Genomic DNA, 12648 nt, shown 5'->3' on the forward strand with positions numbered 1-12648 from the left:
AATAATAAATAAGAAACTTGAAAACGAATTCAATAATTAATTTATTGGTTACTGAAAAGGATGAGGGAAATGAAAGATCATTTCGTACTGCAGAATGTAAAAATGATAAACGGAAGTTCTGTAGATATCATAGTAGAAAATAGAAAGATTGTTGACATTGTAACTGCGGGAACTGCAAATGGTCAGAACTTAGTTGATTACAATCACAAAGTATATGTTTCTAGCGGTTGGATTGATATGCATGTCCATGCATTTGCTGAATTTGAACCGTATGGAGATGATGTCGATGAGATTGGCTATAAAACAGGGGTAACAACAATTATTGATGCGGGTAGCACAGGCGCAGATAATTTATCAAAATTAGTGAATAGCTGTAAAAATTCAAAAACAAATGTATTCGCCTTTTTGAATATTTCTCGAATTGGTTTAGAACGAATCGATGAGTTATCTAATCTTACTTGGTTGGATGAGGAACTTCTAGTCAAAACAATCGCAGAACATAAAGATTTTATCGTCGGGCTGAAGGCAAGAATTAGTAAAAGTGTAGTAGGTTCAAACGGTGTAGAACCATTAAAAATAGCACGTAAGTTTTCTAATGAAACCGATTTACCACTTATGGTGCATATTGGCTCAGGACCGCCAAATATTAATGATGTACTAGATTTACTTGAAAATAAAGATATTATTACGCATTACTTAAATGGTAAATCAAATAATTTATTTGATGAAAGTGGAAGACCTCTTCCTAAGCTACTAGATGCAATCGATCGCGGTGTTCATTTAGATGTAGGTCACGGTAATGCAAGTTTCTCTTTCAAAACGGCAATGCATGCTAAAGAATATGGAATAAAATTCGATACGATTAGTACTGATATTTATCGAAAAAATCGATTAAATGGCCCAGTTTATAATATGGCAAATGTTTTAACAAAATTTTTATATCTAGGTTACTCTTTAGAAGAAATCATTAATGCCGTTACTGTAAATGCAGCAAAATGGCTAAAGAAACCTGAACTTGGAAGAATTTCAATCGGAGATCTCGCAAACCTTACACTGTTTACAGTCGAGGATGAGCAAACATCTTTAATTGATTCTGAAGGTGATGAAAAAACAGCAGAACAAAAAATCGTCGTAAAAGGAGTGGTTATTAATGGAGAACACATTGAATGCTAAATATGGTTTAAAAAGAGTGATTAATGCAAGTGGTAGGATGAGTATACTTGGTGTTTCTGCTCCAACAGACACAGTTATGGAAGCAATGAAAACTGGCGGACAAAATTATGTTGAAATTTCAGACTTAGTTGATAAAGCTGGGGCTCATATTGCAGGGTTACTTAAGTCTGAAGCAGCAGTTGTAGTTAATTCAGCTTCAAGTGGGATTGCTCTTTCGGTAGCTGCAATTGTTACTGAAGGTAACCGCCGTAAAAGCGAGAGATTACACCAAGAACCAATTCAAAAAAATGAGATTGTCATGCTTAAAGGACATAACGTCCAGTATGGTGCTCCTGTTGAAACAATGATTTTCCTCGGTGGAGGTAAATTAGTGGAAGTTGGCTATGCTAACGAAGGTAAAGCCGAGCATATTGCTGATGCGATTAATGAAAATACTGCTGCTGTCTTATACGTTAAATCTCACCATGCTGTTCAAAAGAATATGATTTCAGTTGAAGAAGCTTGGGAAGTAGCAAAGTCAAAAAATGTTCCATTAATTGTAGATGCTGCTGCTGAGGAAGATTTAGAAAAATATGTAAAATTTTCCGATTTAGCAATCTATAGTGGTTCAAAAGCGATTGAAGGACCTACTTCAGGTATCGTAGCTGGTAAGCAAAAATATATCGATTGGTTAAAAGTGCAATTGCACTGTATCGGTAGAAGTATGAAAGTTGGAAAAGAAACAACTTTTGGACTGTTACAAGCATTGGATGAGTATTTCGTAAAAACAGATAATAGTGAAAATGAAAAAGCTAGTTTACAAGTTTTAAAATCACTTGAGTCAATCGATGGTTTAAAAATAACAATTGTACAAGATGAAGCTGGACGCGCTATTTTTAGAGCTCGAATTCAAATAGATCCGGTTGTAACTAATACAACTGCAAAAGAAGTTAATGATCAGCTGAGAAACGGTAATATTGCGATTTATACTCGCGATTATGGCGTTCGCCAAGGCTTTTTCGATATCGATCCACGACCATTACAAGCAGATGATATTTATGTAATTGAAGCTAGGTTAAGAGCAATTTTAGGGGGAAATGAATAATGACAAATATTGAAAAACGTTTTTATAAAAACCGTGTGGCACTAAATGTATTAGCAAATAGTATTGAAAATGCAGTTGAGGTTTTTGAAGCAGCAGAAGGCCATGTGTTAGTAGGAGTTCTTTCAAAAGATTACCCTACTGTCGAGGCTGGAGTATCAGCTATGAAGGAATATGGTGAAGCTATTGATGAGGCTGTTTCGATTGGTCTTGGAGCTGGAGATAACAGACAAGCAGCAGTTGTAGCTGAAATCGCAAAATATTATCCAGGAAGCCATATTAATCAAGTATTTCCTGCAGTAGGAGCAACACGCGCTAATTTAGGTGAAAAAGATAGCTGGATTAATTCACTTGTATCACCAACAGGTAAAGTAGGATATGTAAATATTTCTACAGGTCCTGTGAGTGCAGCTAGTGAAACAGCGATTGTACCAATCAAGTCTGCAATTGCCCTAATTCGCGACATGGGTGGTAATGCAATTAAATACTTCCCAATGAAAGGGTTAAAGCATGTTGAAGAGTACCGTGCTGTAGCTAAAGCTTGTGGCGAAGAAGGATTTGCTTTAGAGCCTACTGGTGGAATTGATTTAGAAAACTTTGAGGAAATTTTAGAAATCGCTTTACAAGAAAAAGTATCAAAAATTATTCCACACGTTTATTCTTCTATTATTAATGAAGAAACTGGAAAAACTAATCCTGAAGATGTAAGAAAATTATTAGCAATTACTAAAAATTTGGTTGAGAAATATGCGTAAACAGATCGTTGCTTTTGGAGAAGTAATGATGCGATTGCAGGTGCCAGGGTATGAACTACTGGCACAGGCTAACGCATTACAATATTCGTTTTCAGGAACTGGAGTGAATGTTGCTTCTGCAATGACAAAGCTTGGACATGACGGATTTCTCGTTACAAAATTACCTAATAATCCATTAGGTGATGCGGCAATTGCTTTCTTACAACGATTAGGGGTAAACCGAAACTATATTTCTAGAGGCGGCAAATATCTTGGACTGTACTTTTTAGAAAATGGATTTGGCCAACGCGCTAGCCGTGTAACCTATACGAATCGATTAGAAAGTAGTTTTAATACTGCTTCACTTACCGATTATGATCTGGACTTAATTGCTAAACAAGCAGAAGTTATTCATTTTTGCGGAATTACACTAGCAATGACGGATGATGTTCGAGAAACGATGAAAATCCTTGCTAAAAAAGTAAAAGAAAATGGCGGATTAGTTTGTTTCGACTGTAACTATAGACCTTCTCTATGGGATGGTGGATACGAAAAAGCAAAACCACATTATGAAGACATGCTATCATTAGCAGATATCGTCATGATGAATGAAAAAGATGCAATGTATGTGTTAGGAATGGAGACAGTAGAAACTTCTAGAGAAGAACAACTAAAGGATCTAATTCCACAAGTAGCAAATCGATTTAATATAAAAACTATTGCTGGGACGCATCGTTCAATAAACAGTGACAATACGCACTCTCTTATGGGTTACATATACACGGATGAAGAGTTTTCTTTCTCTGAAAATATATCATTTTCTGTATATGATCGTATTGGAGCTGGAGATGCTTATACTAGTGGCATTTTGCATGGCGAATTGGCTGATTTTTTACCTAGTAAAACGGTAAAATTCGCAGCTGCAGCGGGAATGTTAGCATGTACGATTGTCGGGGATACCCCAATGTCAACGGAAGATGACATTCTTTCAGCAATGGCTGGAACAATTGATGATATTAAGCGTTAGAGGAGAGGAAAGGGAATGAATGTGAATCGTAAAAAAGGACCATTGTATTTACAAATTAAAGAAATGATTAAGGATCGAATTTTACATGGAGTTTATCCAATTCACTCAAACATTCCCTCTGAACCTCAATTAGAAGAAGAATTTAGTGTTAGTAAAATAACGATTAGAAATGCTATTAAAGAGCTTGTTCAAGAAGGATACTTAGAAAAGAAAAGTGGTAAAGGGACAAAGGTTATTGCAAATGTTACAAGTGCAAAACTTTCAAAAGGAAAGCGTTTTACAGAATTATTAGTTGAAGAGGGACATCATATTACAAAAAAAGTGCTTAGCATCAAAAAACCTGAAATAGCAACGGAATCAATACCGTATTCTTTATTTGGTAATAAATATGTCCAAATTGAGCGAATTTATTTGCTGGAAAATGAACCTTATATTCACTTTACGCACTATATTTCATTAGAAGTAACAGATGAGGAAATAGAAGAAATTCAGTTTAGTTCGTTATATCGCTTCTTAGAAGAAAATAATATTCGACTTGAATCGTTTCGAGATGAGTTTGCAGTAGCAGTTGCTCCAAAACATGTTTGCGAAATATTAAATTTAGAAAATGGAACAACAACATTAAAGAGAATTCGTCGCTCTAGTGATGAAGATGGAAATGTATTAGAGTTTAGCGAAGCTTATTATAATACTGCTAAACAAAATTACATTGTAACTTACAATGATTCAACGCAGTAAGTTTCCTTCTTTGTTTAAAATGTAAGCGATTTCTAAGGGAGAGTGTGTAGGATGGATTTATATTTAATCGCCATTACTTTAGTAGCGATCGTTATCGTTATTTTAGGTGTATCATGGTGGAAATGGCATGCATTTATTAGTTTATCAGTTGCCGGCCTTTTTCTAGCAATATTTTCAGGAGTACCAATGGACAAGATCGTTACAGCATATGAAACCGGAGTAGGGGCTGTTCTTGGTCATCTTGTTGGAATTTTAGCTTTAGGAACGATCTTAGGGAAAATGATGTCGGATTCTGGAGCAGGTATGCAAGTAGCGGATTTCTTTATCAAAAAATTTGGCGTGAAAAACCTGCCATGGGCTATGCTTCTTTCTGGCTTTATTATTGGGATACCGGTGTTTTTTGAAGTAGGTCTAGTAATCTTACTACCTCTTGTTATCTCAATACGCAAATCTACTAATTCAAATATTTTATTAATTGGTATTCCAGTTCTTGCTGGTTTATCGATTGTACACGGATTAGTTCCACCACATCCTGGGGCTATGACAGCGATTGGTATTTATAATGCAAACTTAGGACATGTCCTTCTTTACTCATTAATAATTGCTTTTCCAACAGCAATTATTGCAGGACCAATCTTCTCTAAATGGATTCATAAACGTGTAACACCAATTGGAGAACCTGAATTAATTAGAGTGGAAACGAAATCAAACGCATTACCAAGTACAGGTGTATCATTCTTTATCATTTTACTACCTGTATTACTAATGGTATTAACAGTCGTAACGCCATATCTTTCTTTACCTGGAGCGGTTGGTAAATTTTTCATCTTAATTGGTAGTCCTGTAATCGCTCTATTAATCTCTTGTTTTGCAGCATATTATTTACTAGGTTACCGTCAAGGAATGGACAAGTCATTAATAAAAAAATTAACTGAAGAATGTCTATTACCATTAGCTTCAATCATTCTAATTATCGGAGCAGGTGGAGCATTTAAGCAAATTCTAATTGAAAGCGGCGTAGGTACTGCGATTGCAACAATGTCAGAGCAAATGTCATTATCACCAATCGTGCTTGCATTTTTAGTAGCCGGTTTAATTCGAATTGCTACAGGCTCAGCAACTGTTGCATTAACAACAGCAGCAGGGATCGTTTCACCAGTAGTGCAGCATATGACTGGTGTTAATTTAGAATTACTAGTAATCGCAACTGGAGCGGGCTCACTAATGTTTTCACACGTAAATGACGCAGGCTTCTGGTTAGTAAAAGAATATTTAGGTTTAACCGTAAAAGAAACATTTAAAACTTGGACAGTTATGGAAACGCTTCTTTCTTTTATAGCGTTTGGTTTAACTTTAGTTCTAGATATATTTATTTAATGAAAAAGGGAAGTTTCGTTGAGAAACTTCCTTTTTTTATTGTATTTAAATTTGAGAGTTATACGAACACAATATGTACATTATTCATAAAGCTGTGAACTTTGTTCATAAAGGATGGATTTTTGTTCAGAAAGCATTGGTTTTTCTTCATAAAGCTCATAAAGAACGGAATTATGCCTAAAATGCATGGAAATTAAGTTCATAAAGCACAAATTTACGTTCATAAAGAAAACTCACTGCAAAAATAACCAGTGAGTTTTCAATTTAATTGTATTTAGTTTAGAACTAACCACTTATTAATGATTATTGAAGTCTAAAGGACGTAAGCTTGCTTCGATCTCAGCTCGATTTGGTTCTAGAAATGGAGGCAATGCTAGTCGTTCCCCTAAAGTATCAATATGCTCATCGACGTCAAATCCTGGTGTATCTGTTGATAATTCGAATAAAATATGATTTGGTTCCCTAAAATAGAGCGCTTTAAAATAATATCGTTCTACTTTACCCGAGTTCATGATGCCAAGTGAATTAATTTTTTCTGCCCATTTGTCGTATTCTTCAATGTTTGGTACTCGAAATGCAACATGGTGTACACTACCGCGGCCTGGTCTTGCTCTTGGTAGATCAGGTCTTTCTTCTAAGTGAACCTCTGCCCCTGCACCGCCTAAACCGATTTTATAAACTTCTATATTTGCGAAGTTTCCATCTAATGAAGGATATGTACCAACAAGCTTAAATCCTAATACTTCTGTTAAGATTCTACTAGTAGGAGAAGAATCTTTTACAGTTAGAGTTACTGGACCTAAACCAAGAATTCCATGTTCAGTTGGAATATCCGATTGATTCCAAGGAGTACCTGGTGCAACGCCAGTTTCTCCGTTATCGGCCACTAAAATTAAACTTGTTCCTTCAAAATCTCTAAATGCGAGTGTATCGCGATTTGCCCTTTTACTAATTTGGTCATGTGAGATGTTTAGCTTAGTGAAGCGATCTTTCCAATAATTTAATGAGTCAGTGGTTGCTACCCTTAATGAAGTTGAAGATATTATAGAATGACCTGGATAGGAAGTTCCTATATTAGGAATGTCAAAAAATGTAATTTCCGTCCCAGGATTTGCTTTAGCATCACCATAAAATAAATGATAACTAGATGTATTATCTTGATTTACTGTTTTCTTAACAAGTCTCATACCTAGAATCTTCGTATAAAACTCATAATTCTTCTCAGCCATTCCAGTCAGTAGTGAAACATGATGAATTCCTAGTAATTCCACTAAAATCACGTCCTTTTTAGAATTTAATCGGATATTCCTTATGTATAAATAAAAATTGTTTAGAGTTAAAGGTAAACTTTGTGATAAACTGTTATCTAATAATTATAATATTCAGATAAGTATATTGGAAGGAGGAATAAAGCTTTGTACTTCGGCTATTTATTAATTCTACTATCTGCAACAGCGTTCGGATTAATGCCTATTTTTGCGCTCTATGCATATGATCAAAATATAAGTGTTAATACATTATTATTTTTAAGGTTTACTTTTGCAACAATTATGTTCTTTAGTTACTTAGTTTTTACTAAAAAATTAGTAACAATTACGAAAAAGCAATTATTATTATTCATTTTATTAGGTGGAATATTATACATGCTTCAATCAAGTTTCTATTTTAGCTCGGTCAAATACATACCAGCTTCATTAGCAGCTTTAATCCTTTATTTATATCCGGTTTTTGTTGCACTTCTATCTTTTCTAGTAAATAAAGAACAATTTACGAAAACGATAACGACCTCAATTTTATTATCGTTAATTGGAATTATACTAGTATTAGGAACTCCTGCAGAAAATATTAATCTATTTGGAATCATATTAGCCTTGTCTGCAGCTGTTGTTTACTCGATCTACATAATTGTTGGTGGGAGGGTTTCTTTGGAAGTTCCTCCTTTAGTGACAAGTGCTTATATTTCATTATTTGCTTCCATTTCATTTTTTCTAGTAGGGATGTCCACAAGTTCAATTCATATTCATTTAAAATTTGTTGGTTGGCTTTCTATTTTAGGCATTTCAATTATTTCGAGTGTCATAGCAATGAGTGCATTTTTCACTGGTGTAAAACTAATTGGTCCAACTAAAGGTGCAGTATTGAGCATGGTTGAACCTGTAGTGACAATTGTATGTTCAACTATTTTATTTCATGAAAATATGAGCTTATTTCAACTACTAGGTGGCACAGTAGTATTAGGTGGTGCATTACTAGTTGTTGTAACTTCTGAAAAGAAAAAGATTGTTGAGAATAAAATGGATTTTTAAAAGTATTATGATAAAATGTATTAATAATATTAGTTTGAAAATTTGGGACTGCGATTGCGGTTCTTTTTACTATGTAAGGAGTTAGATTATGTTTGAACTGAAATTAAAAAATGAAGAAATAGTAACCATACGTCAAGCAACAATTAGCGACGCTAGAACAATCATAGATTTTTATAATATCGTTGGTGGAGAAACAAATTTCCTATCATTTGGTGGAAATGAGTTTAAAAGAGAAGAAGAAGAATATAAGACATATTTAGAAGACACGTTTAATGAAAAGAATTCAGCTATATTATTAGGTACAATAAATGATCAAATAATAAGTATCGCTTCAATTAACTCTAGTCAAAAACAACGAACAAAACATGTAGGTACTTTAGGGATTGTCATTAAAAAAGAGTATTGGGGAAAAGGCTTAGGGAAGTTATTAATGCAATCGTTAATTGATTGGGCTAAGGAAAATGAAATCACTCGAAAAATCCAATTAGTAACAAGTGAAAATAATCTTAAAGCTATTCAATTATATAAAAATTTAGGATTTGAGATCGAAGGAATAATGAAGGAAGATACGTTTATTGATGGGAAATATTGTAATACATTAATGATGGGTCTATTTATTAAATAAACAAAAAATAACTCAGTTCTTTCTAAAATCCCATATTAAAAAACGGATGAAGCACCAATCATGTACTAAAGAGTGTCCTATAATTAAGCAATTTTAAAGGTGTAATTATGATAAAAGATTTATTTCTTAATTTTTCATTGTTAATATTTTTCTTAATGGGCTTTAATCGATTACAAAATTTTTTAAGACAAAGATATCAAAGAGACTTTCCAGTTTTTGTTGGTATAATTCATGGGATATTTGGTATTATATTAATCTTTTTTGGAATGAAAATTTATGAAAATAACATATTAGATTTAAGACAGCTAGCCATTTTAACTGCTGCATATTTTGGAGGATTAAGAGCTACGATCATTACAGGTGTGATGCTCATAGCGTTTCGTTTTTCATACTTCGGTGTGAGTAATGGTTCTATTTATGCTTGTATTACAATCTCAATCAGTGCAATTGTCAGCGGATATCTAAATAGATGGCTCAAAACATACTGGCTTAAATGGTTCAGTATGATTGCCTTTTTAGTGCTATTAAGTTGTTTTTTCTTTTTCTATCAAACGATTGAATATTCAAATTCAGTTTTTCCAATCATGCCAATTTACGAAATGTCGCTCATTTTAGGGGGCGTGTTTATTGCTATTTTTATCCATTTCTTAAATAAAAGTGATAAATTAAAACTTGCATTAAAAGAAAGCGAAGAAAGCTATCGAACATTAATAGAGACTTCTCCTGATGGCATATTTGTCCAAATTGACGGCATAATCAAGTTAGCTAATCAAAAAGCAGCTTCGCTCCTTGGTGCAAAATCTCCGTCTGACTTAATTGATCTAAATGTTTTTGATTTGATTGAACCAATTGGTTTAACGGAATCTTATGATCGATATTATCAATTTATGAATGGGGATCTTAAGCAGGACCAAAAGGAAAGTACATATATCCGATTAGATGGAATAAAAATAGATTTTTCTTTTTCGGGTTCTAAAGTAATCTACCAAGGGCAATTAGCAACCATGGTTAGTTTTAGAGATATTTCTGAACAAAAAGAGGCACAACGTAAACTGCAGCATGCAAATCACTTATTACACAAACTATCAATCACAGACGGATTAACTGGATTAGCAAATAGACGTTATTTTGATGAAATATTTAAAGTTAAGTGGAATGAGGCGTTAATGAATCAAACTCCGATTTCATTAATTCTCATCGATATTGATTCATTTAAAAAATTTAATGATACTTATGGACATTTAGAAGGGGATAAATGTCTGCAGATGGTCGCAAATATCATTTCTAAAAATTTGCGAAGAGCGGATGACTTTTCGGCAAGATACGGCGGTGAAGAATTTATTGGGATTCTATCAGGTCTATCTGAAGAAGAATCAATCGTCATTGCAGAAAGTATACGAGAGAGAATTATAGATTTAAAGATTCCAAATATAAACTCTTTAGCAATCCCATTTGTTAGTACAAGCATTGGATTAGTTAATTTAGTACCAAATGAGTCATTGCATTTTGTTGATGCTATAAATTTTGCGGATAAAGCATTGTATGAGGCTAAAATGAATGGTAGAAATCAAGTAAACGTGTATTCAGTAGGTACTGAAATGTCATTAAATAGATAGATATAAAGCCTTGTGATTTACTATTCACAAGGCTTTTAAAGTAGCTATAGTTTTTAGAAACACGTAAACGATCTAATACGATGTGTATCAATGCCAAAGAAAATCCATCTCCAGCCAATCCATCTCCAGCCAGCAACTGAAGTTCTTCCTACGAAGGTTGGAAAATACCAAAATTGTTCTCCATTATTCAACCAAACATAAGTATTTCTAAAACGACATCCAGCAATTGCACCTGGATCTACCGCGAATGCTGTAGCTTGAGTTTGTGCCGGAGTAAATGAAGGTGGTGGTGCTGTTGGTTGACCTTGAGCTCCACCTCCACCTCCGCCACCCGGTTGTCCCGGAAATCCACCTGGATGCCCCGGAAATCCGCCCGGTTGTCCTGGGAAACCTGGAAATGTTCTATATTGTGGGAAAAAGTTCATTTTATCAACTCCTTTTTAATTTAATCCCTATTAAAGTATGAAATTTAATATGATTTGTTTGGGCGGATGGTCAAATATCCATTTTTTAATATGTTGACCATTTTTTTAAAATCTTAGAGTAGGTGGCGATGAAACTTATAATAAAGCTCGTTTTATTTGATTTAGACGGAACATTATTAAATCGAAACGGTTCATTGATTAAATTTGTCGAAAATCAAAATTTTAGATTGCATACAAATTTATCATACATTCTAAAACAAGAATAAGTTGATCGATTTTTAAAATTAGATTGCAGAGGGTATGTATGGAAGGATAAAGTGTACGCCAATTAATTGAAGAATTTCAATTAGCAAACTAACTCAAAATGATTTACTGGATGATTATATATTACAGCGATTCAGCACGTACAAAATTAATAAAATCTTATTGGACTGAAACAATTTAAAATAGAGTAGGTCAGCATGAAATTAACTAGAAGCTGACTTACTCTATTTTATTTATTAACAAATATTAGTACACATACAAAAAATAAAAAACTTAAAATAAAAGATAGGTAATTTCGTTTAGTTCGAGGCATTAGTATAAAAATAATTAAGTAACTTAACAAAAATAAACATGTGATCAATACATTCACAATACTTTCTATCATAAAACGTGCATTTAACATAATAAGAACACCCTGTAACCCTGATGAAATAGATAGTATTCTATTCAAAGTAAATTCTTTTTCGTCATTTGGAAAAACATTCTCATCCATAATCTTCAATTACTCCTTTTTCAAAAATAATCAAAAACCATTATATTTCTCTTTTTCTAGTACACTCAATTCCTGGTAGTTTTGTTTGAATTAAAGAAATAAAATCTTATGTAAATTCTTCTAATATAGTTCTCTCATTTATATCTTATTATAGATTTTATAATCACGACAAGTCAGATTCATAAGTGTGATTTTTGAAATTATTTTTTTTTATGTCTGCATCATTTCATTTTTATAGAAAGTACATATTAATTGGACATGGATGGAGCTTTTTTATTGGAGGAAATTCATAAACAATAATTAAATCTTAGGGGAATCGAGCGATAGCATTACCCATTAATTCAACTCTCGATGCGTCTATAAAGGTGTACCTTTAAAAACGAAGAGAGTGAGGAATTATCATGTTAAAAATATAGTTTTTGAGTTATATAGTTATCTTGCTGAAAAAGAACGCCAGAAGATAAAAATACGACAAGCAGAAGGCAAAAGGACTAGGAGACAGGAGCACCAATTCATTTAGTACAAAATACATTAGGTCATTCAAACGTAAGCACCACTGGGCGTTATTTACACGCTAGACCGAATGAAAGCTCAAGTAAATACATCAAATTATAAAAGGACCTGGAGCAATTCCAAGTCCTCTTTTTGTTAAGTTCTTATTACACTTAATGGCAGTTTATTTGAATAAGAATAATTTAGTATAATATAAAAAATAGATACTTTTACTAAGAAGTGGGATGATGAATTGAATAAAGAATCTCTTGAATTTTTTGATTGGATAAAGCTAAA

At 33.3% G+C, this 12648-nt stretch carries 11 protein-coding genes and 1 pseudogene; 10 read left to right on the plus strand and 2 right to left on the minus strand.

Annotated features, from left to right (window positions below):
* Positions 1-69: 69 nt before the first annotated feature.
* Genes CN601_RS20775 through CN601_RS20800 form a run of 6 tightly spaced genes read left to right on the plus strand, consistent with a single transcriptional unit; the run spans position 70 to position 6130 of the window.
* A complete protein-coding gene (locus CN601_RS20775) occupies positions 70-1173 on the plus strand; it encodes an amidohydrolase/deacetylase family metallohydrolase (RefSeq protein ID WP_098172216.1) in 1104 nt (367 codons plus the stop codon).
* Complete coding sequence (locus CN601_RS20780) at positions 1151-2257, plus strand: DgaE family pyridoxal phosphate-dependent ammonia lyase (protein ID WP_098172217.1); 1107 nt, start codon at positions 1151-1153, stop codon at positions 2255-2257. Before CN601_RS20775 ends, CN601_RS20780 begins: the two co-directional genes overlap by 23 nt.
* Positions 2257-3009: a 2-dehydro-3-deoxy-phosphogluconate aldolase gene (gene dagF / locus CN601_RS20785; protein ID WP_098120866.1), complete on the plus strand. Its 753-nt coding sequence runs from the start codon at positions 2257-2259 to the stop codon at positions 3007-3009. The genes CN601_RS20780 and dagF overlap by 1 nt, the downstream gene beginning before the upstream one ends.
* Positions 3002-4015, plus strand: a complete 1014-nt coding sequence (locus CN601_RS20790; protein WP_098172218.1) for a sugar kinase — start codon at positions 3002-3004, stop codon at positions 4013-4015. The genes dagF and CN601_RS20790 overlap by 8 nt, the downstream gene beginning before the upstream one ends.
* Before the next feature lie 15 nt (positions 4016-4030).
* A complete protein-coding gene (locus tag CN601_RS20795; RefSeq protein ID WP_098120868.1) occupies positions 4031-4753 on the plus strand; it encodes a GntR family transcriptional regulator in 723 nt (240 codons plus the stop codon).
* Between the two features lie 51 nt (positions 4754-4804).
* Positions 4805-6130, plus strand: coding sequence for a GntT/GntP/DsdX family permease (locus CN601_RS20800; protein WP_098172219.1), 1326 nt, complete (start codon positions 4805-4807; stop codon positions 6128-6130).
* A gap of 296 nt (positions 6131-6426) precedes the next feature.
* Here CN601_RS20800 and CN601_RS20805 read toward each other — a convergent pair whose 3' ends face one another.
* Positions 6427-7401, minus strand: coding sequence for a ring-cleaving dioxygenase (locus tag CN601_RS20805; RefSeq protein ID WP_098172220.1), 975 nt, complete (start codon positions 7399-7401; stop codon positions 6427-6429).
* 144 nt (positions 7402-7545) lie between these two features.
* On the opposite strand from CN601_RS20805, the gene CN601_RS20810 reads away from it, so the two are divergent.
* From CN601_RS20810 to CN601_RS20820, 3 genes are all read left to right on the plus strand, one after another.
* Positions 7546-8436: a DMT family transporter gene (locus CN601_RS20810; RefSeq protein ID WP_098120871.1), complete on the plus strand. Its 891-nt coding sequence runs from the start codon at positions 7546-7548 to the stop codon at positions 8434-8436.
* A gap of 88 nt (positions 8437-8524) precedes the next feature.
* The gene (locus CN601_RS20815; protein WP_098172221.1) at positions 8525-9061 is read left to right on the plus strand and encodes a GNAT family N-acetyltransferase; all 537 of its coding nucleotides are present in this window, start codon (positions 8525-8527) and stop codon (positions 9059-9061) included.
* A 107-nt stretch (positions 9062-9168) separates the two neighbouring features.
* Positions 9169-10677, plus strand: a complete 1509-nt coding sequence (locus CN601_RS20820) for a diguanylate cyclase (RefSeq protein ID WP_098172222.1) — start codon at positions 9169-9171, stop codon at positions 10675-10677.
* 53 nt (positions 10678-10730) lie between these two features.
* Here CN601_RS20820 and CN601_RS20825 read toward each other — a convergent pair whose 3' ends face one another.
* Positions 10731-11102: a transporter gene (locus CN601_RS20825; RefSeq protein WP_098172223.1), complete on the minus strand. Its 372-nt coding sequence runs from the start codon at positions 11100-11102 to the stop codon at positions 10731-10733.
* A 1264-nt stretch (positions 11103-12366) separates the two neighbouring features.
* Here CN601_RS20825 and CN601_RS28050 point away from each other — a divergent pair.
* Positions 12367-12474, plus strand: a pseudogene (locus CN601_RS28050) (tyrosine recombinase XerC); the annotation flags it as partial.
* Between the last annotated feature and the right edge of the window lie 174 nt (positions 12475-12648).

The organism is Bacillus sp. AFS017336 (assembly GCF_002555445.1).
Lineage (GTDB): Bacteria > Bacillota > Bacilli > Bacillales > Bacillaceae_G > Gottfriedia.

Bases quoted from the DNA above. Each gene is read 5' to 3' on its own strand.
- CN601_RS20800 (WP_098172219.1), top strand. From the start codon at position 4,805: ATGGATTTATATTTAATCGCCATTACTTTAGTAGCGATCGTTATCGTT.
- CN601_RS20795 (WP_098120868.1), top strand. From the start codon at position 4,031: ATGAATGTGAATCGTAAAAAAGGACCATTGTATTTACAAATTAAAGAA.
- CN601_RS20775 (WP_098172216.1), top strand. From the start codon at position 70: ATGAAAGATCATTTCGTACTGCAGAATGTAAAAATGATAAACGGAAGT.
- CN601_RS20815 (WP_098172221.1), top strand. From the start codon at position 8,525: ATGTTTGAACTGAAATTAAAAAATGAAGAAATAGTAACCATACGTCAA.
- CN601_RS20790 (WP_098172218.1), top strand. From the start codon at position 3,002: ATGCGTAAACAGATCGTTGCTTTTGGAGAAGTAATGATGCGATTGCAG.
- dagF (WP_098120866.1), top strand. From the start codon at position 2,257: ATGACAAATATTGAAAAACGTTTTTATAAAAACCGTGTGGCACTAAAT.
- CN601_RS20780 (WP_098172217.1), top strand. From the start codon at position 1,151: ATGGAGAACACATTGAATGCTAAATATGGTTTAAAAAGAGTGATTAAT.
- CN601_RS20825 (WP_098172223.1), bottom strand. From the start codon at position 11,102: ATGAACTTTTTCCCACAATATAGAACATTTCCAGGTTTCCCAGGACAA.
- CN601_RS20820 (WP_098172222.1), top strand. From the start codon at position 9,169: ATGATAAAAGATTTATTTCTTAATTTTTCATTGTTAATATTTTTCTTA.